Here is a 22204-nt window from a genome sequence, read left to right on the forward strand (position 1 = left end):
AGCAGCCTATTTTTATTCGAAAGAGGTTCCATGACAACAAAACAAAATAATTTACATAGCGGCAATAATCAACAGTATGATGATATTGAATATGCTATTTATTGTGAGGGACTTGAAAAACAATATAAGCAGGCAAAAGAGGATTCTTTGTTTGAAGTATTAAAAATATTAGAGCTAGATGAAGAACATTCGGACAGTGATTTAATTCAAGCACTTAATTATTTCAAGAAAAATGACGGCTATATAAGAAAAGATGCGCCTGTTAATTTTTTGACTGAACGTGAAAAAAGAATACTTAATAAAGATGGTGAATTTCGTTCAGGTCTCTACTGTATGCTGCTATCAGTAAGATTTTCTGAAGCAATCCAGAACAAATCAGTATTTCTCCAGCATTCATTAAAATTTGCTTTTGATAAGACCTAATTCCTGATATTTTGTTATCACTGGTGGGGTATATGGGGGCATGGTTGAGTAGAATGGCCAGATCACCTTAAGTTGGTTATTGGCCGAGTAGTTTTAGAGACTCATCAGAAAGAACAATTAATTTTATTTAAACAGATCAGAGTGCGTTCCTGTCCTTTCAAAAATAATCGCATCAGATTCTAGTTTGTAAATTAAAAGCCAATCAGGTTCTACATGGCATTCACGGCGATTAGCATAATTACCTGTTAATGCGTGATCTCGATTTTTTTGTGGTAATTTTTCTTGGTTTAAAAGTAATTGCATGATCTTAAAAACCTTATTAAGTTCCTTGCCACGTTTTTTTATAAGTTTAATATCCCTTTCAAACTGGTTTGTGGTGATGGGTTTAAGCATTAGCCTTCCAACTTATCAAACATATCTTTGGCATTCTTATAATAATTAAGATTCTCACCGCGATCAGTATGCTCAAATGTTTCTTGGGTTGTTTTATTTGGGATGCGGATATCAAAAGGGATTCCATGTACTAATTTAATTTGACGTAAGTAAATTTCAATAGCTTCTGATACTGATAAACCCAATTCATTTAATACGGATTCTACTTCCAGTTTTAATTCTGGCTCTATTCGCGCTCTTACAGTTGCTGTTTTCATTTTTATCTCGAAAAATCATGATGGTTTAATTGTAGCACAAAAAGGCCACGTTATAAGAGTTTAATGAAGAAAATTATTTGATGCGGCTTGTGATAGATAACGCACCTATCTCAAATAGGGTATAATGGGAGAAAAACAAAAAATGAGAAATCAAGGTGAATCATATTTTGGCATACATACTCCGCTATGGTTAGCATTATCTCATCTTATCCATTTTAGAATATTTTTAAAGAAGTAGGTTTAGACTCACGGTTGTTCATGAAATAAAGCAATTAACTCTTTACTGGAAGAACATCCTAAGGACTCCATTAATTTAGCAATCATTCCTTCAACTGTCCTGTAAGAAACATGAGTTTCACGGGCAATTTCTTTAGCTGTTTTACCTTGTGCCAACAACTTCAGGTATATGGCTTGTTGTTCAGATAGCTCAACTTTTGTGTGGAATTCTTTATGGTACATGGTTAAATCTTTTTTCTCCAAAATTGATTTTAGATTTTTTGGAGGTAGCATTTCTTCATTCCTCACCACAGCCTTCACAATACAACGCGTATGCTCTTCTAATTTGCCATCATCACCATGAATAGTGAGTGTAGCAACCTCTTTATATAAATTATCTCGCTCATCATGTAGTTGATCAAAAAAATCGCTCAAACTTGGTATAGGCAATAAACTTGTAGTATTTCGTGCAGTACGATCGATTTGGACCGGAGTACTCACATCCAAAAATATGGTCAGTTCATCGTGCAATAATTGACGATTTTTTAAAGACAGAACAACACTGGAATCGGTTGTCACAACAATGTGCTTTTGATTGCAAAGAGAACTTAATATATCGAACTGACAATCATAAAAAGTCTCACTCCCAAGGCTTCCGAGTATCTCAGACACATGTCGTCCAATATGAGATTCTAACCCAAAATCTGCATCAATAAATTGCCACCCTAATAATTGAGCCACGGACTTTGCTAATAATCCTTTACCCGCACCATGATGACCAACAATAAAAATTCGTTGAGGTTGATTCATTCTTACTTTCTCCTAACTGCAAACAATATAATAATTATACAAATAGACCATAAGATGCATCAATACGTAGAACTACGTGAGTATCGAGTATAGAATTATTATTCTAATCTAACAGAAGAATTAATTTGGGGAAAAATAGCAGTATTTTTTTCTTCCAAGCATTCACTTGAGATTACACTGATTGATAAGATAATAAGCAAAACATTGATAACAATTTTACGAGTAAATATTCTATGCCCAACTATCTGCATCTCGCCCTGAAATCCGAACGACTTCAGTTAATCCCTATTTCACTAAACTATGCCGAAGAGTTGTGCAAAGAATTTACCGCTGAAATTACAGAACATATGTGGCCAAGTGCTCCGAAAACTCAAGAAGAAATTAACCAGCATATTTCTGAACAACAAATCAAAATGCAGGAAGGCACTGAAATCGCATTAATCATTTTAAACGAAGAAAACCAAGATTTTTTAGGATATGCCTGCCTGCACCAAGCGAATACGAAAATACCCGAATTAGGTATTTGGTTAAAGAAAAGTGCTCATGGATTTCACTATGGTTTTGAAGCAATGAATTTATTAAAAACATGGGCTGAAACTAATCTTGCTTATGATTATCTAAAATATCCAGTTGTAAGACATAATATTCCAAGTCGCAAACTTGCCGAAAAAATGGGTGGCATCATTCAAGATGAATACATCAAAACAAGTGAATCAGGCAAGTTGCTTGATGAAGTAGAATATCGATTTTATGGTGTACCAATGAAAAATACACAACCCCATGAAAAAACGAATATTACTGAAAATTTAGTGCGCGAGCTCATTGCTCAGCAATTTCCACAGTGGAGTCATCTGCCTATCCAAGCTGTAAAAAATAGCGGTTGGGACAATAGAACTTTTCATTTAGGTACAGAAATGCTTATTCGTATGCCCAGTAGTGCTGAATACGCAGGACAAGTGGAAAAAGAGCAACTCTGGTTGCCCAAATTAGCACCACATCTTCCTTTTCCCATACCCGCCCCTCTTGCGATGGGAAAACCCAATGAACTTTATCCTTGGAAGTGGTCAATTAATCATTGGCTTCCTGGAGAAACGGCAGCGGTTATTAATGATTTGTCTGAGTTTGCATATGAGTTAGCTCTATTTCTTAAGGCACTCCAAAGCATCAATTCAATGGGTGGACCTCTTGCCGGTCCCCAAAGTTTTTATCGTGGCGGTGATTTAGCAGTCTATGATTCAGAGACACGCAAAGCCATCAAAGATTTGAAGGACACTATAGATTTCCGTGCTGCAACAGAAATTTGGGAAAAAGCATTATCCACTTCTTGGCAGAATCCATCAGTATGGGTTCATGGTGATGTGAGTGTTGGCAATTTATTACTTGCCCAAGGAAAATTAAGTGCAGTGATTGATTTTGGCCAACTCGCGGTCGGCGATCCTGCTTGCGATCTCGCTATTGCCTGGACACTATTTGAAGGAAAAAGTCGGAGCATTTTCTTAGAAACACTGGAACTCGACCCAAATACTTGGGCACGAGGACGAGCTTGGGCTTTATGGAAAGCGATGATGTATCTTGTTAACCAACAAACCGAGATGAATTTTGAAGCAAAAAGAGCATTGCGCACGATTCATGAGGTGGTCGAAGACCATAAGCAATGATCATGAAGAATACTCACATAAAATGGGCGCTTAGTACCCTAAACGAATTAGGGTATCAACTTAAAACCATAAAACCCGAAATAATTCTCGACACAGCTTGGTCAGAAGTGTGTCGCTTTCAAACCAATTTTGGATTAGTTTATTTGAAGAAGGTACCTTCTGCCTTGTCATTAGAAACTAATGTCATTTTGCTATTGCAGAAACAATTCAATGCCCCTGTTCCAAAAATCATAGCTCATAATCAAGAACTTCACTGTTTTTTAATGCAAGATGCTGGCATTCCTTTGCATGAGGTCTTTAAACAGGAATTTAAGCCCAATCTTTTAATTGATATGATGCATCATTACACAATGCTTCAAATAAACTCCGCAGATAAAATAAGCTTGTTTCTTGATTTAGGTGTCCCAGATTGGTGCCTGCAGCAATTGCCAAAACTTTATCAGCAATTACTATGTGAGGAAGAGCTATTGATTGGTGATGGATTAACCCGAGAAGAATTAAAACAATTAAAAAGATTAGATGGTAAATTAAGAACTTTTTGTGACCAATTAGCCAGTTTTAAAGTACCTGATACTTTTGGCCATGCAGATTTTCACGATAAAAATATTTTAGTGAATCCAAATACTCATCAAACCACGCTGATTGATTTAGGAGAAGTTGTTATTACTCATCCATTTTTCTCATTCGTTAATTGCTTGTATCGGGCCACAGAACATTTAAAACTACCAAATAGTCAATATAGGAAATTACAGGAGGATTGTTTTAAAAACTGGCTGTCGATAGAGTCATCTGCCCATTTGTTTGAGATCATTGCAATTATTGAACAATGTTGGGCTATTCATGCGGTGTTGGGCGAATACCGCTTAATTAAAAGCATCGACCCAATCGCATCAACTACACTACGTCGACAAGGCCGATTTTCTGGAAAATTAAGAGCTTGGATAGAGCAATAAAGCTCTATTACTGCCGGACTAATCGGATATTTTCTCTATCAATGGCACTATTTTCTGTGGAGCGATAAGGGTTAATATCCAATCCTCCGCGCCGAGTATAACGTCCATAGACTGTTAATACTTCAGGTTTGCAATAATTCATAATATCCACAAAAATTCGCTCAATACATTGCTCATGAAACTCGTTATGATTTCTAAAAGAAACAAGGTATTTTAATAGGCCTTCTCGATTGATCTTTTTTCCTTTATAAGCAATTTGTATGCTTCCCCAATCTGGTTGATTCGTAACCAAGCAATTTGATTTTAATAAGTCAGAATATAATCGTTCTTCCACAACCACATCATGAACGCTAAGAAATGATGGCTCAACCAAATAGACAGAGCATTCAACATCGAGGTGATCGATACACTCACCTTTCGGTATTTGTGATACAGTGTAGTGTTTTGCTTGCTCCAAAAGATAAATTTTAACTAAAACTGGGGCTTCAATACGTACTTCTAAATCTTTTTTTATCGTATTTTCTAACTCACTAATACTTTTTATTTTGGTGTTATTAAATGAATTAAAATACAGTTTTAATGACTTGGATTCGATGAGCTTTGGCGAGTTACAATCATAAAAAATTTCACCAATCCCAACCATCGGTTTTCCTTTTGCGTTGAGCCAAGAAACTTCATAATGATTCCAACAGTCAAAACCCACAAAAGGAGGATGAACAGGATCAATGCCAATTTCTTGCCGCTTACCCGCTCTGGAGATAGGATAGAGCCGATTGGGATTATAGGTGGAATCGTAGTCTGATTTTTTACCTAACTCTGATTCACTAGCTGCTTGATATTTTTTTAATACAGGATCGCTCATAGTATTTAACTCCAATATTTCAATAATTTTTGCACTACTTTGCCAATTGATTGGCTGGTTTATTTCCAATTGACTGGCAATGTAAGTTAACAAAGAGGCTGCTTCATTTATTTTATTAGCCTTTTCGCTCAATTCGCGTGCTTGAAGGCTCATTGATGCAGCCAGATTAAAGTTTGGATTCCCAATAATTTCTTTGATGGTAGATAGAGAAAATCCAAGGAATTTTAAGGTGATAATTTGTTGTAAAATGAGTAAATCAGCTTCAGAATACAAACGATAGCCAGAATCAGAGCGCTTTGTTGGTTTTAACAAACCTACTTCATCGTAGTATTGCAATGACCGAATTGAAAGAGAGGTCATTTGGCTGATTTCTTTAATTTGATAATAGTTCATAAGCATCATCTCCTTAATTGATGATTCTAAGCTATCACGCAACGTGAGGGTCAATACTTAATTAGTAATAAAGAATAAAGGAATTTTTTGTTTCATGTTAAAATGTGCGACTCTATAGTAATATTTACTACATAGTGGTTATTATGAACTCAAATTCTATTCAATTAACTCAAAATCATGGAGGGCCGCTCCATTATCTCGGAAATAGGTACCTTACTCTTCCCGATTTGACAGGGCATATGTCCCCTGACACTAGCTGGTTGAATGAACATTTCTCTGTATTATTGGCAAATAATAAGGGCCAAAAATACAAGAAAGCCATTGAGCCTTTTGCTGGTTCTGCTTCCTGGAGCATGGCCGCAATGGAAGTTGGCCTTGCAGAAGAATATATTATCAATGACAGCAATAAAATTCTGGTTAATACACTTCAATTAATAAGAGACAATCCTGCTCTTATCAAAGCTTCTTATGCTGCCTTAATAGAAAAATATAATCTTTCCATATCAAAGAAAGATTTTTTTCTTGAGGTGATTGAGAATTACAATCAAGCAACTGAGCCTGAAGAAAAATCTTTGATGCTTCCTTTTATCATCAATCATTCATGGGGCGGAATCCTTTTTTATGATAAGGAATTGAATATTATCTATCGCGAAGGTGAATTATTTGAAGGAAAAAACGCCAATCGATTTCTTGAACATGCGAATTTGTCGTTGGAGCTGTTCTTGAGTGAAGTTGACCGTGTATCTAACCTACTTAATGCGAATCAGGTTTCATTCAGAAGTGGCGATTTTATGGAGGTAATTTCTAGCGCGGTACCTGGTGATTTTGTGGCGCTGAATCCTCCTTATCCCGAGAATGAACACTCAACGGTTGAAAAGGCTGGGATGTATGTTGAACTTTATTCGCCTGAAAAAATGCACCAGAATTTGGTTCAAATCATTCAACATCTTGAAAGGCAAGGTATTCATTATTACATGACTTATGGATTTTATAATCCCAAATTCAAAAACTATGTCTTAACTAATGAAAACCAACAACCAATTAATTACTTTCGTGTTCTAGGCTATGAGCATTGTGCTTTTGGAATAGGCCTTGATCAAATGTATTTTACTTCTCAATTTTCAATACCCAAAGGGATAAACATATTCAAAGCAGAAGAGGTTTTAGGAACCCAGGATATAACACCTGAAGAAGCGCTAGAACAATTTAAGCTGCTTTCCAAAAAATGTTTTGCTGTTATTTACCGAGCTTTTATTAAGCCTGGGCTTGAGATGGAGTATCAAAAGGCCTGGCATCAGGTCGCTTCCTATTTTGTGCAATATCGCGGTGCGTTAGGTTCTTGCCTGCATAAAACTAACGATGGTATGTGGCTTGCCTATTCTCGTTGGCCTGATAAAGCGACTCGAGATGCTTCTTGGCCAAACGACAATGCACCATCTGAGATGTTACCCAATGAAATTAAAAAAGCAGTTATAACCATTCAAGAGAGTATTGATCAAACACAAAAACTACCCGAAATTACTATGGAAGTTGTCAATGATTTATTGTATTCAAACTAATTTTAAAAGATATAACTCATGAATCAATCGCAAATGAATTACCAACTAGAGCTTGTTATAGACCCCAAGCTACTAGAACAGCAAGATAAAATTATTCGTGATGGGATAGTAAATTTTAATGCTCCTTTTACGGGAACCAAACCAGAGCGTTACTCAATCTATGTGAAAGGTAAGGAGGGTAATATTATTGGCGGAGCTATTGTGTATGCTCATAAAAACTCAATATACGTTGACGTCCTCTGGGTTAATGACGAATACCGTGGTCTTGGTATCGGTGCTGAGCTATTACGCAGCGTTGAAGCCGAAGCAATTAAACGAGGAATTCCAGCATCAACATTAGATACTTTTTCTTTTCAGGCAGAAGGATTTTATTTAAAACAAGGCTATCAGCATTTAGGAACAATTCACAATTATTTAGAAGGGCATGATCGAATCTATTTGAGGAAACAATTGTAGAAAGAGCGAAGGCATATCCTCCATAAAAGAATTATGCCTTGAAAAATAAACAAATGAAGCATCTATTCTGCAAAGTTGAATTTTTATTGGAACTGATCGTAAAAATTCATAAATGAATTAGAAAGGAAAAGGAGGTAGCTGATTCCTATCTCTAAGCCAGAATGGATGATGCCATTCTTCATAGATGGAAACAGGCATATTACTTTGCTTGAATTCATCAAAAGATAAGTCGCAAAGAAACCATTTAAGGAATTCCGCGCAAGTTTCTGGACTAATTAATTGACCGGACTGATATGCCTCATCAAACATTTTATGTAAATGAAATGAAGTTGTTTCTCTTAAGATTTTTTGAATTCTTGTATCCACTTCCCCCGGAATAACACAAGACACGCCGATATTTTTCTCGGCTAACTCTTTTCTCACAATAGCGGTTACTTCATCCAAACCCGCTTTACTGGCACAGTATGTTGAACTTTCCTTAAGTTTCAAAGTGGCTGCTCTTGATGTAACAAATAAAATCCGAGACTTCTCAGGCATCCCTAACGCAAGGAGTGCCGTTAGTTTCATTGGAGCTAATAAATTAACCTGAAACACTTCATCAATACTGTCACAATCGTATTCAGTTAATGGACGTGGCGGGCTTTTCATTCCTGCATTTTGAACTAAAAGATGAAGTGGTATTCCAGACTCATTAATAATTGTTGCAACCTCTTCAATATCACTATTGCGGGTAAAATCCGATTGAATTGGAACAAAACGAGGAAATAGCGCTTTAGTATCCGCTAAGCTGCTCACATCCCGCCCTGTTCCATAGACAACCCAACCGTCACCTAAAAGAATTTTAGCGAGTTCAAGACCAATTCCATGGCTGGCTCCGGTCACTAATGCAGCTTTATTATTGTTGATGTTCGTCATGAAACATTCCTTGAAACTTAAGTTCGTGCGATATGGTAATCAAAGTTGAGTAAAGTTAACAGTTTATTCTTAATTCACGTGTTACTAATTGAGTTAATTCAGTAATACTCACTTTGACTTGAATAATAGTAGGCAAAACCTGAAGAACCTGCTCAATACCAATATCCTGCTGCTCTTTATCAGAGCTAAAAGAACGCTCTATATTATACACCAACCAATTGATCCAATTGCCCAGAACACCATAAAAGGCTGCTTCCAAATGATCGTGATTTATTGTTATTCCAGAAGATGCGTATGTCTTTAACATTTTTATAAATAAAGGCTTATGAAACAGTGGAGTAGTAATTCCACTCCAATCAAGAGCACAATTGACTATTTCATAAGTGGGATTAAGTTTTCGCGCAGATTCCCAATCGATAAGAAACGGAGCATCATTTTTATCCCATAGAACATTTTTCTGATCGAGATCACCATGGCTTACTACACTGCTACTTTGTAGAATAGGTATTGCTTTTTGATAGAGGTCGTTAAGCTCAATTATAATCCGTTGATTACTTTTTAATTGATCCTTAAACACCAAATTTTGGCATGCTGACTGGTCTATTAACAGACTAATTTTTTCATTAGGATGAATATCAAATTCTTGAGCGCTCAGCTGGGGAACATTAAGATTAATCTGATGAATTTTAGCCAAGAAAGTGGCTATTTTAAGTGCATGCGCCTCAGATATAGCGTCTTTATCCAATGCTTTTGCTATTATCCAAGGATAAACAAGAAAAGCCTCATCTTCCGAAAGGATTAAGTAATTATTTTCTAATTTTAAAGCATGAACTGCGGGAATAGTACGCTGGGAAAATTGGAAGGCTATATCTTCTGTCAATTCATATTGGGATTTAACTTCTTCAGTTAACTGAATCCTTTTATTGAGCTGTTTTACAGCAAATTGCGAGCCATTGCATTCCAAATACCACATTTTATGTAAAAGACCCCCGTAAACTCTTTGAGGCAAGTCGCAAGGTTGCTTCATCTTTAATTTTTTACAGATTGTTTCCAGTTGATTTTTATTCACCATGAGCTGCCTTAAGAATGCCTTGTGTTTCTAATTCTTCGTTAAAAAATTTGACAAAAAATGTCTTGTTTAACTTGGGATTTTTTTTATTGATTCTCGTAAATTCTGCTATGTAACCGCACTTCTTATAAAACTCTGGAGCTTGAAAAGCACTGGTCACTAAATTGATATTATTAAAGCCCTGACCTTTGAAATGATGTTCTAGAGCAAGCAATAACTGCTTGCCATACCCTTTACCACGATGAACACTGTCTACCCAAATATCATCCACATAAATTTCTGCAAAGGCTGTAAAGGCATTAATCACACCAAAAACTTCCCCTTGGGCAGAAGAAATGGTTACTGAAAAACGTCGATAATTGACGTCAATACCATGCTGAGCCTCATAAGCAATAAATCCCTTTGTCATACGTTTTTCTGTAGCTTCATCCAGTTCATCAACAAATTGGATTTGATATTCCTTTTTACTTTCTAAAGGCTCGCTGCATTCAAGTGCTGTACAATCAAAACGAAAAATAACTCGCTGAGGCTGGTGTGGATCATAATCGATGGTTTTGATTTCTTCCTGGTAATTACCCAGTGTAATTTTTGAAATAGTATTGCGCCAAAAGCTAAGCCCTCGCCTATTTTCTGGAATCACGGAAACTTCCCATAAGCCTGGATGCATGTTCCATAGCTCAGAGGAGACTAAATACCCTAAACCTTTGCCTTGAAACTTAGCAGCAATGAAAAACTCGCCCATATTCCACGCAGTATCAGGGTAAATTCCTTCTTGATTTAATAGGGCAAAACCTGCTAATTCATTGCCTACTTTAATCAGAAAAGCTTTTCTTGTCGGCTCTTCAAAGTAATTTTTAAAATCGAAGCTGTCGAGTAACTACCCCCCATTGCTGGAGGGCAGTCCTCTAAGAACCAGTGCTTGCGAGTTTCCCCGCACACGGCTCAAGCCTTTTCATAAGCCAACTTCGGTTGACCCAGCCATTACGTGTCCTTTGGATGAGGTCTTGGTCGTCAGTGTCTGTTTCGCGCCTCCCTGTCGTGATCGACGATCCCGTTTGCTGAAGTACTCCGTGAAGCATGAATCGTATGGTGTAGCTTCGGCTTTGATTTTAATATGCCGTTTGATGACAACAGAGCTTGCTGAGAACAAGTCTACACTGATGTTAGTGTCATCCGCTTTTGCAGTTTTGGCGAAGAAAATCCAGTTTCTTAACCCTTGACTTCGAAAGTACTTCCTTTGTATCCATGAACTGCTTTTTCCCGGATGTCGGCGACAAGACCAACTCCACAATGCTTTGTAGATGTGATGATCTACATAGCTAAACGTCTCTTTTGCGCAGCTATGTCGAAAATAATTAGCCCAGCCGCTAATTTTTGGATTCAGCAGATGGATTAAGTTTTCTGTCTTAGCCGTTGCATTTGATTTGATGGTTTCTCTGATAACCGTTAAAAAGCTTTTGACACTCTTTTTCGAGGGTTTGATGATGCATTTACCCTTATATTTGCGAATATTAGTACCGAGAAAGTCAAATCCATCATCAATGTGCGTGATTTTGGTTTTCTCTTGCGAGAGTTCCAGTCCACGCTCTTTCAGGAAAGACTCCACCACTGGTTTTACTTTCATTTGCAGTATTTCTTGCGAAACGCCCGTTACGATAAAGTCGTCCGCGTAGATACTGAGATTGACCTTGTCAGTGCGTTTGTTTATGGCAGAGTGTACTGCTTGTTCCAGTCCGCTGAGCGTTAGAACCAAAAGTGTCGGACTAGCGAGCCCTCCTTGTGGTGTGCCCAATTCTGTTTGATGAAAGAGGCCATCGTCGATATAACCAGCTGACAGCCATTTGCTCAAAATTTCTTTATCCATCGGGATATTTTCCCGTAGCCAGTCATGGGAAATTTTGTCAAAACATGATTTAATATCCGCTTCAAGAATCCATTGAGCTGAACATTTCCTAGCCAATGCATTGAAGCAGGCTTCGATTGCATCCGCTGTGGATCGCTTTGGGCGAAACCCATAGCTGTTTTTGTCCGCGTAGAATTCTGCTATGGGGGTCAGTGCAAGTAAGTGTAATCCTTGCATTGCCCGGCATTTCATAGTTGGGATTGAAAGCGGCCTCTGTCGGCCATCCTTTTTGGGGATATAAATCCGTTTGAGCGGTTGGGTTTTATAGCCCCTCCGAGTCAATGACAGTGCTGCATCTATCTTCTGTTGTGGTGTTTTCCAAATGACTTTATCAACTCCAGGGGTCTTACCCCCTTTGTTTTGTACAACTCGTTTTACTGCCAAGAGCTTGGCTTGGAACGAGTGCGTCAGAAGCCATTGCAATGCTTTGACTTTGCCATGACGACCTTCGCTAATAGCTTTCGCGATACGCATTTGTAGTCGATGTACTTCGGCCTCAGTGTTTTTCCAATTGATGGAATCCCATGTGGCTGACGTTGAGGATGCACCAGTCAGCAATGCTGCTGCCGTCATTTGCCTTTCCTCATGCTATTGATTCTCCAAATTATCTCGCGCTTAAAGACCAGTCAGGCGTGGGCTCACTTTCGTGTCTAATTATATTTCAATCAGTATCCTTGCCATTACAGCAAGACATTCGCTTTTCCTGACCTCCTATTCCCGCACAACCATAGGTGTGTCTTGCAACGCACTGTCCCTGTTTGTATGCAGGGAGTTCTACGGGGTTGCCACGTTCCACTTCACAAACTAAAGTGGGTTAGGTTCTTTCTATCCGCCGGCAATCGTGTTATCCGTGAAAGTGTGATATGAAAGCCCACTTTCTTGATTGCGGTACCGTTTTGGTGAGAGCCTTTCAGCACTTTTGGCTCCTTAGGCCTAACGACGTTTGACGAAAGTTCACATTACATTAACCATACCACTCATCTCTAGCTCCTCCCCGCCTTGGTGCTGGCAGGTTCGACACATCCTCGCGAATTTGTCTACGGTTCCCCGCGGCTACATTGTCCCTAAAGCTTCACACCATTAGATTACTCCAATTGCATGTTTAGGTAGAGAACTACTGACGGAACAGTAGGTTGCGTGCAGGTGGCTATCTGCCGCAACAGTTTGCATAGCGACCTCGTGTCGCACTTCATAAAGGCCATCGGAGGGCAAAGCCCAATCATCTGAAATAAAACCACAGTCACGCGAGAGTTCATATACATAAAATCGTGCCATGTTGTGAATGGTAGGATAATCATCTAATGTTGCTGTCTCAACTTTTAAAGCAGATTGTAATTCTTTGATGTTCACAGCACTTTCCTTAAATAGAGTTTTGCCATATGACCTTCATTATGATGTTGAACATCATCAATTAATGCTTTGCGGATAATCAGTTCAACAGACATTTTAGAACTCCAGGTTCACTCTATCCCCTGATAGATTAGGAGATGAAATCACCAAAAAAGAAACCAAATTTCCGGAACAGTTTTTCACTTGATGAGCTACCCCTGCTTTAATACTTATTCCTTCCTGTTCCTGCAACACTTGTTCATAATCTTCAAACTCAATAACCAATTGTCCCTGTAAACAATAAAAAAATTGCTCTGTTTCCCGATGATAGTGCTTTATCTCACAACTTCCTGAGGGCATCGTTTCATAAATAACACTAAACTGACCATTATTTTTTAACCACCAGCCATCACAATCCTGTCCCCACTTAAAATGAGAGGCATTACTTATTGAGACAACCTCTTCGCTCACTACAGACTCTGATACAGGTAATTTTGGTTTTTGACTTAAGCTTGAGACTGAATCATCATTTAAGAGTCCGATGTCTCTTGTTTCCTGAAATTCTTTGCGCAAAAAATAAAAAATAGAATTTTTTTGAAACCCATGCCGCTCAAATTCAAGTTTGAATCCTAATTTTTTATAAAATTCTATTGCTTCCCAATCCATGGTGTTGACTGTTGCAAAAGCACAACCTTTTTCATTGCCATACCTCAATGCCGCTTGCATGAGCTTTGTTCCCCATCCTTGATGTCTGATGGACTCACTCACCCAAAGATTATCGACATGAAGACCTCCATAGAGCGTTCCACCACTACAACCACCCACAATGCTATTGTCTGCATCTCGAATAAAGCAAGCAAAAAAATCTAAAGACTCGAAGCCCCTTTGTTGTTTGGCATATGCCTTAATCCCATTTGTTAATATTTGAACATCATCAGGATCTGGATTTTCTAAAAACGATAATTTTAAAGTCATCTCATTTATTCCACTGTAGGAAGCCAGGCACCATGCTCAACATAGCTTGCCTCATTACTGCCTGACCATGGTGGCATAGTAACGCAAATAAACACTAAGTCTGCTGCATCACTTCGGTATTGAAAATGTGCTCCCAAGGGAATATCAATGCTGACTCCAGGTGTTAAAGGAGTAATACTCTCTTCATCGTTCAACTTACGCCAAATAGCTCCTTCCCCAGAAAGAACATGCCAAAATTCAGATACAGTTTTATGCCGAACCGCTTTGGAAATTGTTCCTGCCTTTAAAGTACAGTGAGCCATTCCACCTAAATGGTTATTCATCAGCAATCGTACTTCAGCTCCTGCTGGTGAAGTGTGCTGATATTCTTTAGGTATTCCTTTTTGTGTTTTCATTCATCACCTCAATTATTTTCTGCATTCAAAAACAATGCTTTCATCTGCTTCCTCAGGCGACGCCAGTCGTTCAAAAGCTTTAACCATTCGGACCTCCCTAAAACCAATCTCAGTAAGCAGATTAAGCAAGAAAGAAGGGTCTTGATAAATGCGAATTTTGTATTCCTCAACCTCTGTTTGAATCACACGGTTGTTATCAACCAGTTCATATTTACCTATAGAGTAACAAACCTCTTCATCAAGCATGGCTAATTGGCTTAAGACTATAAGCGTTCCATCTTCTTTAGGCCATCTTGATCCTCTCCATATACCTAATTCTTTAGGCACGGCTTGACGTGTTTCTACTTCAAATACAAAAAGTCCTTTGTCTTCCAAATGCTGATAAATAGTTTTTAAGGCTTTTTGGATATCTGCCTTTTGTGTAATGAGGCAAAAAGAACCACTGGGTATAAAAATCAAAGAATATTTATTGGATTGATTTAAATCTTCGATAAAACCATGCCAGACTTTTGGTTTAAGATTTGTGCTACTGGCTTTTGCATGCAATCGTTCTAACATCGGCTGACTTGCATCAAATCCATGAACATCAAATCCTTCTGCAGCCAAAGGCAATAAAAATCGACCTGTGCCACACATAGGTTCTAAAATCGATCCTTTAGCCTCCGCAGCATAGCTTCGATAGAATGAGTATGCATCTTGTGGCGCATTAGGTTTACTTAAATCATATACTTCAGTACAAAGGCTCTGATAGGTATCCAGTTTTTTCATGGGTTCCTCATTGAAATCCAATACCATTAAATATTCATCATAGAAGGTATCATTAATTTTAAGCGCTTTAGGTTCGGTACCATAAATTCGAAACCCTTGCTTTTGATAAAAAGCGCGAGCCACAAAATTACTTACTACACAGGTCAGGTGCAATTGAGTAACACAAGTTCTTGCATGCTTTATCAGGGTTTGAATTAATGCTGTTGCAATTCCTTTCCCTCTGTATTCAAGACGAGTATACATACCCCAAAGTACACCACGGTGTTTTGTTTTAAGTGAATTAAGCGTATAAAATCCAGCACAAGACACTAATAAATCATCAACAAAGACACCTAATACATACCCTTTACTTAATCCATTTTGAAAATCAGTATCGGACATAAACACTTCCTCTTCATAAGAAGAGCCGAAGCTTTCTGGTGAATTGGTCAGAGCTTCTAAACGTATTTCTTTCCATAGATGCCAATCCGCATCAAACAATTGTCTAATCTTCACAACATTATCTCCATGGCGGTGACAGGATGTCCTTTAAATTCGTCCATGCCAATTGTGCACCAACCAAGACGACTGTAATATTCTGGAATGGTAGGGTCAAAAGCAAAAAGATAAAGTTTTTTAAACCCTAATGCTTGGGCCTCTTCTTTTACTCGATGAATAAGCTGTCTTGCAATACCTTGTTTTTGATGGCTTGGCGATACTACTAAGGAACCTAGCCATGGGGTTAATTCAGGACGGATCCCATCATTCGCGCGTAAAGAGCACATCCCAACAGGTTTGTCTTCATCAAAAGCAACAACAGTGAGCGGTAACTGCTTGATGTTTAAATGACTTCGCAAATTTTCTTCTACACGAGAGATGGGCACATCAGGAACCCAAATTTTTCCTAATACTTCATACCAAATCTTAGCAAGCGCTGGAATGCAATCGGAGTGATGTTTTAGATAGGCTATTGTTATCATCTTAATACCTGTAAAAATGAATTATTCCTCTTGGCAAGGTGTGCCTTGATGAAACACCATTTGCCAACGATTGTGTTTGTATTGCCAGAGCGAGGAACGCAAGGAACTTTTTGAGGCAACGGTAACCTTATAAGTTGCCAACATGACTTCAGGCGACAGCTCCAATACTGAAAAATCATTAACGATATAGCTTCGTGACTCTTCTTCTGGAAGAGAATCAAGTAGGTCATTCTTATTGTAAATTGAACCAGAGGCCCCATACTCGATAAATTCATCAGCAATCAGTAACTTCAGTTGGGTAATCGATTTTCTCGTTTTCGGATTTAAAAGAGAAGTCTCTAGCTCATAAATCAGTTGGTGTTCTTGTTTCATAGCGATTTTCTCATCAAATATACGACCTTGCGTTCCTTCCCTAGGAGAAACAGAGCCAGTCCAAAAAAACAAAACACGGTTTTGAGTAATGCTCTTTACTTAATTTTTGAATTGCTTATTGAGGTAAATAACGCATTAACTCAACTTCCTTGAGATAGCAATCGATCTAGATGATGAATAATCAATGAATTCACCACTTCTTTATTAAAATCAGGACAAAATCGTGGATACTCACGTTCAAGACCATAAGACCATTTTTCCAAACGTTCATGATCATATTCGATCATATCTTCAAATAAATAACCTTCTCCATAAACTTCTTCACAATGAAGGCCAATTCCACCATCATAAAGTTCTCCTGAAGGCATGCGTAATGCAATATGCCAGCACTCTTCATGGGATGTCATCATCACAAAAACAATATGCACTTTATCCTTAAATCGGCTATTCCAAGCATCAAAAAATAATTTGGCAAACGCGCCACAAGGACCATAATTAATCCTTGGTGTTTCTTCATGAAATCCCAGTAATTGATTTATATCGTTTTTTAAATCATTTAAGACTGTAATTTCTTCTGCATTCACTCATCAACCCTCTAGAATTAAAGACATTTTTTGTGGCTAAAACACTTTATTTTAAGATAATTTATTGTATCAGATAAATTTCAATTCGTTCTTTACCTTTACCCACATTAGCCCTTTTTAACGTAATATAACCCACTTCAGCAGTTGATTTTACATGTGTTCCACCACAAGAAACCTTAGAAAATCCTTCGATTTCCCAATAACGTCTTTGACTCTTCTCATCAGAAAACCCAGTGCGAATAAGCATATCTTTTGCAATAATTTGATTGTATTCAAACAAAAGAGAATCAAAGATATCCGAAATATTGTGCTGATAGCTAAAATCGATTCTAGCTTTATGTTCAGCAATATGAGCACCTATTTTTTCAATGGGAAGCATTCTTTGGACCAGCTCCAAGATTAATTCAGCAGCAAAATGAAGGCGCATTAATTTGTAGCGACGAACAAAGTCAATTTCCATAAGGACAACATCCCCTTCAGAAAGCCCATGCCCCGAAGGTAATGTATAATAAATCAAGTCATCTTCTTTTTCGGAATGAGTAACCATCAAGCCATTCACGCGGACTGTATCACTTTCCTGACCACCAGAAAACGAAAAACCAATAGTCTCTGCAAAAAGTAGTCGATTCTCATTCACTGATATCACTTTAGTCATTAATTGGCGTTGATAGGGATTATCCCAAAATATTTTTTGCATAATTTATTCTCTAACCTTGACTACTATCCCATTGGTTAGCTGTTTAAGCTCATCGGGAGATAATGAAAACACGGCATTGGGCGTTCCTGCTGCGGCCCAAAGAATTTCATGGCATAACAAATCTTCATCAATAAGAACCGTATCAATAACATTTTTATGGCCAACGGGAGGAACCCCACCAATCGCAAAACCAGTGATTTCTCGTGTAAAATCTGCATCAGCTTTCCCAATAGGTTCATTGATGAGACGTTCAATCTCGCTCTCATTCACACGATTAACACCGCTTGCTAATACCAATACCGGCTTGTTGGTTTTTTCAGTGCAAAATAATAGTGACTTCACAATTTGAGCAACACTACATCCCAAAGTATCAGCGGCATCTTTTGCAGTGCGTGTACTTGAATCAAGTTCCTTGACCTCACACGATATCCCTTTTTGAGATAAAAAATCCTGTATGATTTGCGCGCTTTTACTTAAGTTTTTATCTTTATTCATCATGATTACCAACCCATCATCGCCACAAAGAACACTTTCTAGTCAGCTCTGTCACCACATCCCAATCCCCAAACAAAACAATGCCATAGTAAATCAGATCATTTTCTTTAACCTGCCCCGTTCTTTCAATTTGCTCTTGATAGGTACCCACAGTCATCGTATCGGTAAAATCATTAAAAAGAACATTTTTTGCTAAAGCATTCTGGCGTAATGTTCTAATTTTGTTGGAGTTCTCACAAAGAATGATAAAAGGTATTTCTGAAATATAAGGGTGAGATCCTCCATCTGCATCTCGATAATCGGTTAAACGCAGTTCTTCTTCACCAATTACGGAACCTAAACCAATACACATATGAGCAAGCGCATTCATCACTTTTCCTGGCTCAATACGCTTATTAAGTACTGCAACCAGTTTGCTTTTAAAAGGATGTTCCACCATACAGTCCTCCACAATCTACTTCACAATTCGTGCGTTATAACGCATAATAAACCAGTATATACCCGTGCGCTAAAACGCACAAGCTTTTTATTAAGAGACATCATGCAAGAAATTTCAAAACGTATTGCAAAAACATTAAAATTATTAAGACAAGAACGAGGTTGGAGTTTAGACAAAACATCGCTTGAAACCGGCGTTTCTAAAGCGATGCTTGGGCAAATTGAACGAGAAGAATCAAGTCCAACGATTTCTACCTTATGGAAAATTGCGAGCGGCTTTCAAGCCTCCTTTTCATCGTTTATTGAAGACAGTCTGGATAATTCAACCAATCCTATTTATAGGGCGGGACATGCTGAAACCTTGCATCCAGATGATGAAAAAATACGAGTACTTCCCTTGTTTCCTTTTGATGAACAACTCCATTTTGAATTGTTTGTTATTGAGTTATTGCCCGAATGTGAACATCTTTCACCTCCCCATAAACATGGAGTCATTGAGCATGTCATTGTTGTGGATGGAACCATTGAGCTTTTGTTAGGCGGGAGCTGGAGAACACTTTCTAAAGGAGAAGGGCTTCGTTTTAATGCCAATCAACCGCATGGCTACCGGAATTTAACCAATGAACTATCGCGCATTCATGATATTATTCATTACCCACCCCAATGTAAATCGCCTTAATCGGTTATTGCACATCAAACAAAGGAGTTAATGCCATAGTTTTTAAGTCTTGAAGCCACTCTTCCCGTGGCTTTCCTCCTGGCGCTGTTTCTTCAAACCAGTTGTATTTACACCAAAGGTAGATATCTAAGCTTTTCATTTGCGAAAAATGATTTATTTCTTTTAATTCATCTGAACTCAATGGCCGGATTTGTCTATACCCTTCTATAAACCATTCAAACACAGGTTTCCAGAGAGGCCATGGCTTATTACATAAGTCCAAAAAAGGTTTGGCAATATCGGCAAGATACCAATGATAAACAGGCTCATCAAAATCAATCAGATGAACTTGTCTCCCATCATACAGCACATTTCCTGGTCGATGGTCCCCATGAGTTAGGCCAAAATTAGCTGAGTTGATTGAAAAAGTTTTGAAGCGTGTCGTAATGGTTTGATATAAATCCTGGATCAGCGCCTCTTCTTGACGCGCATAATCCCAAGTTTCACGCCACAAATCTTCCCAAGTTAAAAAATGATGCTCTGATGCAACATAACTTTGCGAGGCTTGATGCAATAGCGCTAGAGCCCTTCCCCATGTTAGATAAGCTTTTTTATCTGAATAATCAAAATGCATGATTTGTCCTGGCACTTCACGGCAAACATGAACAAAAAATTCCAAACCGTCTTGGTGTACCGTTTCGACATCATTTCCCTCTTGAGATGCAACCGGTTCACAAATAGGCGTACCACACAAAAATAAATGCTTCTGAAAATCAATGGCACTCAAAAGCTCACGCGCTTTTCGTATTTTTTCATGGGTCATGCGAAGATAAAAGCCTTGGTTCTTAGATTCAAATCGATAAACACAGTTAATTTGATTATTGATAAGCTTAAAATGGGTAGGGTTTTTTACCCACTTATTAGCTGCACGATTCGCCGTTTCATCCGTAATTTTTTTTAATGTGGTCTCCCAAATCATTCTTGGATACTCTTTTTGTTCAGATAATCAGCTCTGGATAATCGATAAAGCACATGTCGTCTCAATGGACTATTGTGCTCCAATTTGGGATGATCAAAATCATCCTTGGTATGGTGTTGCAAACCAATTTTTTCCATAACACGTCTTGAAGCCAGATTATTTACTGCTGTAAATGAAACTACTTCGGGAAGATTTAAAGAGGTAAATGCATAATCTAAAACAGCTTTTGCTCCTTCCGTAGCATAACCCTGATTCCAATGTGTTGAGGAAAGTCTCCAGCCAATTTCAACAGAGGGGGTAAAGTGCGCTTCAAAAGAAGGGGTCATTAACCCCAAAAATCCTATCATTTCCCCTGTACTTTTCAGTTCAACAGCATACAAAGAAAATCCCTTCTCTTTATAATGTGCGATAATCCTCTCAATGCCCGCTTTTGTAGTACTCTTACTCCCAATTCCTGGTAAAAATTGACATACCTTTTTATCTTGATCAATAAGTGACATAGGATCAAAATCAGCTTCTCTCCATGTACGTAAAATCAGATGGGGAGTTTCAAGAATATTCATAGGATCCTCTATAAGAAAGCATGTTTATCATGAGTAGGTAATCAGCGTCTTCACTGTATTGCGTGGGAAGAAAACCAGCCTTTTGATAGCACGCAATGGCTTGCTCGTTTCCAATTTGTGGATCAACCACAACAGCTTTAAATTTGTAGAGTTGTTCGGCAATAAAACGCCTTATAATTTGTTTGCCCAACCCTACCCCACGACACGATGGCTCCGCAATAAAAAGGTCGATACCAGCCAATTGTTCAGGTGTGGCCTCGTCAAACAAGGAAGCATTATGTCCTGAAATTCCTTCGGGTAAATGGTCGGCAAGACAGTAATATTGAATAAAACCAATTGGTTTTTGATCCAAATAAATAATAAAACTCGGGACTGGATCTATGCCTTCAATGCGAGGTGAGTACTTTGCACTAATATCTTCCAAAGAAAACTGTTGATTCCGAGCATACCCTTGTTTCACCTCAGGCTCTGCAAACCATTGGGTCATTAAGTTCAAATCTCTTTGACTCAATGGTTTAAATTCCAGATTCTGATTTTTACTCCCATAAACTAAGGAAGTCCAATCCAAAATACGACGCACTGACTCCTCTGCTGAAAGGAGGCTCACATCTAGAGTCATTTCATACGGCTCTTTGCTAAAATAAACGTCTTCTTCAAACAATCTTTTTGTAATGAGCGCCTCATCTTGTATTTTAAAATAGCCTTTTCTATCTGAGTCTTTTAAGCGTTTAATAAGCTCTGCACCATTACAAATCAATCGGATAGGGACAAACACAGCTCCCCGTTTTTGAGCAACGGTTTGTACTTGATTAAAAAATTCCTGATGCCAGGAATTATTCGCTAAGAGCTCATAGGTAATAACAAAGCTCGCTTCTTTAGAGCAAACCGCCGTCATCGTATCAAAAATCACATCACGAGCTTTGTTAAGCGCTGCCCATCCATTATCATCAAGAGACCAAAATACTTGAGCATCGTTACCTAAAAGTTTTAGAACCGGATCGATCCAAGCATAGTGATGTGCTAATCGAAACTGAGACGCCAGTGTTGTCGTTGCCTCGCCTATGGTTTTTTTACCAGTACCTGCAATACCCATCAAGAGTATTATCATATTCGTCGGCATCATTT

At 38.2% G+C, this 22204-nt stretch carries 26 protein-coding genes and 3 pseudogenes; 6 read left to right on the forward strand and 23 right to left on the reverse strand.

What is annotated here, in order from left to right; genetic code table 11:
• The first annotated feature begins 30 nt into the window (after positions 1-30).
• The gene (locus OQJ13_RS16450) at positions 31-423 is read left to right on the forward strand and encodes a hypothetical protein (protein ID WP_265712003.1); all 393 of its coding nucleotides are present in this window, start codon (positions 31-33) and stop codon (positions 421-423) included.
• 123 nt (positions 424-546) lie between these two features.
• Here OQJ13_RS16450 and OQJ13_RS16455 read toward each other — a convergent pair whose 3' ends face one another.
• The 3 genes from OQJ13_RS16455 to OQJ13_RS16465 all read right to left on the reverse strand — a co-directional run bounded on the left by OQJ13_RS16455 (position 547) and on the right by OQJ13_RS16465 (position 2099).
• Complete coding sequence (locus OQJ13_RS16455; protein ID WP_265712004.1) at positions 547-816, reverse strand: type II toxin-antitoxin system YafQ family toxin; 270 nt, start codon at positions 814-816, stop codon at positions 547-549.
• Positions 816-1073, reverse strand: coding sequence for a type II toxin-antitoxin system RelB/DinJ family antitoxin (locus OQJ13_RS16460; RefSeq protein WP_265712005.1), 258 nt, complete (start codon positions 1071-1073; stop codon positions 816-818). Before OQJ13_RS16460 ends, OQJ13_RS16455 begins: the two co-directional genes overlap by 1 nt.
• A 246-nt stretch (positions 1074-1319) precedes the next feature.
• The gene (locus OQJ13_RS16465; protein ID WP_265712006.1) at positions 1320-2099 is read right to left on the reverse strand and encodes a shikimate kinase; all 780 of its coding nucleotides are present in this window, start codon (positions 2097-2099) and stop codon (positions 1320-1322) included.
• 233 nt (positions 2100-2332) lie between these two features.
• Between OQJ13_RS16465 and OQJ13_RS16470 the strand changes: the two genes are divergently transcribed.
• The gene (locus OQJ13_RS16470) at positions 2333-3757 is read left to right on the forward strand and encodes a GNAT family N-acetyltransferase (RefSeq protein ID WP_265712007.1); all 1425 of its coding nucleotides are present in this window, start codon (positions 2333-2335) and stop codon (positions 3755-3757) included.
• Positions 3758-3759: 2 nt separating this feature from the next.
• A complete protein-coding gene (locus OQJ13_RS16475; RefSeq protein WP_265712008.1) occupies positions 3760-4710 on the forward strand; it encodes an aminoglycoside phosphotransferase family protein in 951 nt (316 codons plus the stop codon).
• Between the two features lie 7 nt (positions 4711-4717).
• Here OQJ13_RS16475 and queF read toward each other — a convergent pair whose 3' ends face one another.
• Positions 4718-5572: an NADPH-dependent 7-cyano-7-deazaguanine reductase QueF gene (gene queF / locus OQJ13_RS16480; RefSeq protein WP_322783766.1), complete on the reverse strand. Its 855-nt coding sequence runs from the start codon at positions 5570-5572 to the stop codon at positions 4718-4720.
• 243 nt (positions 5573-5815) lie between these two features.
• Positions 5816-5974: pseudogene (locus tag OQJ13_RS17045) on the reverse strand (MerR family DNA-binding transcriptional regulator); the annotation flags it as partial.
• 134 nt (positions 5975-6108) lie between these two features.
• On the opposite strand from OQJ13_RS17045, the gene OQJ13_RS16485 reads away from it, so the two are divergent.
• Positions 6109-7524 carry a DNA adenine methylase gene (locus tag OQJ13_RS16485; protein WP_265712010.1) on the forward strand — a complete coding sequence of 472 codons (1416 nt, stop codon included), beginning with the start codon at positions 6109-6111 and terminating at the stop codon, positions 7522-7524.
• An 18-nt stretch (positions 7525-7542) separates the two neighbouring features.
• On the forward strand, positions 7543-7980 hold the full coding sequence (locus OQJ13_RS16490; protein ID WP_265712011.1) for a GNAT family N-acetyltransferase: 438 nt from the start codon (positions 7543-7545) through the stop codon (positions 7978-7980).
• 117 nt (positions 7981-8097) lie between these two features.
• On the opposite strand, the gene OQJ13_RS16495 is transcribed toward OQJ13_RS16490, so the two are convergent.
• The 15 genes and pseudogenes from OQJ13_RS16495 to OQJ13_RS16565 form a co-directional block, all read right to left on the reverse strand.
• Complete coding sequence (locus OQJ13_RS16495; protein ID WP_265712012.1) at positions 8098-8895, reverse strand: SDR family oxidoreductase; 798 nt, start codon at positions 8893-8895, stop codon at positions 8098-8100.
• A 55-nt stretch (positions 8896-8950) separates the two neighbouring features.
• Positions 8951-9964, reverse strand: a complete 1014-nt coding sequence (locus tag OQJ13_RS16500) for an aminoglycoside phosphotransferase family protein (protein ID WP_416209932.1) — start codon at positions 9962-9964, stop codon at positions 8951-8953.
• Positions 9957-10841: pseudogene (locus tag OQJ13_RS16505) on the reverse strand (GNAT family N-acetyltransferase); the annotation flags it as partial. The pseudogene OQJ13_RS16505 and the gene OQJ13_RS16500, both read right to left, overlap by 8 nt.
• Positions 10842-10916: 75 nt before the next feature.
• Positions 10917-12440, reverse strand: a complete 1524-nt coding sequence (gene ltrA, locus OQJ13_RS16510) for a group II intron reverse transcriptase/maturase (protein WP_265712015.1) — start codon at positions 12438-12440, stop codon at positions 10917-10919.
• Between the two features lie 507 nt (positions 12441-12947).
• Positions 12948-13217: a hypothetical protein gene (locus OQJ13_RS17115; RefSeq protein WP_265712016.1), complete on the reverse strand. Its 270-nt coding sequence runs from the start codon at positions 13215-13217 to the stop codon at positions 12948-12950.
• Positions 13218-13313: 96 nt separating this feature from the next.
• Entirely contained in the window at positions 13314-14171 is an 858-nt protein-coding gene (locus OQJ13_RS16520) for a GNAT family N-acetyltransferase (protein WP_265712017.1), read from the reverse strand.
• Between the two features lie 5 nt (positions 14172-14176).
• Complete coding sequence (locus OQJ13_RS16525; RefSeq protein WP_265712018.1) at positions 14177-14566, reverse strand: cupin; 390 nt, start codon at positions 14564-14566, stop codon at positions 14177-14179.
• Positions 14567-14578: 12 nt separating this feature from the next.
• Complete coding sequence (locus tag OQJ13_RS16530) at positions 14579-15334, reverse strand: class I SAM-dependent DNA methyltransferase (protein ID WP_265712061.1); 756 nt, start codon at positions 15332-15334, stop codon at positions 14579-14581.
• A 42-nt stretch (positions 15335-15376) separates the two neighbouring features.
• Positions 15377-15829: pseudogene (locus OQJ13_RS16535) on the reverse strand (GNAT family N-acetyltransferase); the annotation flags it as partial.
• The gene (locus tag OQJ13_RS16540) at positions 15826-16293 is read right to left on the reverse strand and encodes a GNAT family N-acetyltransferase (protein ID WP_265712019.1); all 468 of its coding nucleotides are present in this window, start codon (positions 16291-16293) and stop codon (positions 15826-15828) included. The pseudogene OQJ13_RS16535 and the gene OQJ13_RS16540, both read right to left, overlap by 4 nt.
• A 21-nt stretch (positions 16294-16314) precedes the next feature.
• The gene (locus OQJ13_RS16545; RefSeq protein WP_265712020.1) at positions 16315-16665 is read right to left on the reverse strand and encodes a DUF4440 domain-containing protein; all 351 of its coding nucleotides are present in this window, start codon (positions 16663-16665) and stop codon (positions 16315-16317) included.
• 140 nt (positions 16666-16805) lie between these two features.
• Positions 16806-17249, reverse strand: coding sequence for a hypothetical protein (locus tag OQJ13_RS16550; protein ID WP_058472683.1), 444 nt, complete (start codon positions 17247-17249; stop codon positions 16806-16808).
• 61 nt (positions 17250-17310) lie between these two features.
• Positions 17311-17946 (reverse strand): alanyl-tRNA editing protein, encoded by a 636-nt coding sequence (locus OQJ13_RS16555; protein ID WP_265712021.1) that lies wholly within the window; start codon positions 17944-17946, stop codon positions 17311-17313.
• Between the two features lie 3 nt (positions 17947-17949).
• The gene (locus tag OQJ13_RS16560) at positions 17950-18441 is read right to left on the reverse strand and encodes a YbaK/EbsC family protein (protein ID WP_265712062.1); all 492 of its coding nucleotides are present in this window, start codon (positions 18439-18441) and stop codon (positions 17950-17952) included.
• A gap of 16 nt (positions 18442-18457) precedes the next feature.
• Positions 18458-18880, reverse strand: a complete 423-nt coding sequence (locus OQJ13_RS16565; RefSeq protein WP_265712022.1) for a DUF2000 domain-containing protein — start codon at positions 18878-18880, stop codon at positions 18458-18460.
• A 102-nt stretch (positions 18881-18982) separates the two neighbouring features.
• On the opposite strand from OQJ13_RS16565, the gene OQJ13_RS16570 reads away from it, so the two are divergent.
• Entirely contained in the window at positions 18983-19558 is a 576-nt protein-coding gene (locus OQJ13_RS16570; RefSeq protein ID WP_265712023.1) for a helix-turn-helix domain-containing protein, read from the forward strand.
• A gap of 4 nt (positions 19559-19562) precedes the next feature.
• Here the strand turns inward: OQJ13_RS16570 and OQJ13_RS16575 are convergent, their stop codons facing one another.
• Genes OQJ13_RS16575 through OQJ13_RS16585 form a run of 3 tightly spaced genes read right to left on the reverse strand, consistent with a single transcriptional unit; the run spans position 19563 to position 22202 of the window.
• Positions 19563-20516 (reverse strand): phosphotransferase enzyme family protein, encoded by a 954-nt coding sequence (locus OQJ13_RS16575; protein WP_265712024.1) that lies wholly within the window; start codon positions 20514-20516, stop codon positions 19563-19565.
• On the reverse strand, positions 20513-21079 hold the full coding sequence (locus OQJ13_RS16580; protein ID WP_265712025.1) for a GNAT family N-acetyltransferase: 567 nt from the start codon (positions 21077-21079) through the stop codon (positions 20513-20515). The genes OQJ13_RS16575 and OQJ13_RS16580 overlap by 4 nt, the downstream gene beginning before the upstream one ends.
• Positions 21066-22202 (reverse strand): GNAT family N-acetyltransferase, encoded by a 1137-nt coding sequence (locus OQJ13_RS16585; RefSeq protein WP_265712026.1) that lies wholly within the window; start codon positions 22200-22202, stop codon positions 21066-21068. Before OQJ13_RS16585 ends, OQJ13_RS16580 begins: the two co-directional genes overlap by 14 nt.
• Positions 22203-22204 lie beyond the last annotated feature (2 nt).

Source organism: Legionella sp. PATHC035 (assembly GCF_026191115.1).
In the GTDB taxonomy this organism is placed as follows: Bacteria; Pseudomonadota; Gammaproteobacteria; order Legionellales; family Legionellaceae; genus Legionella.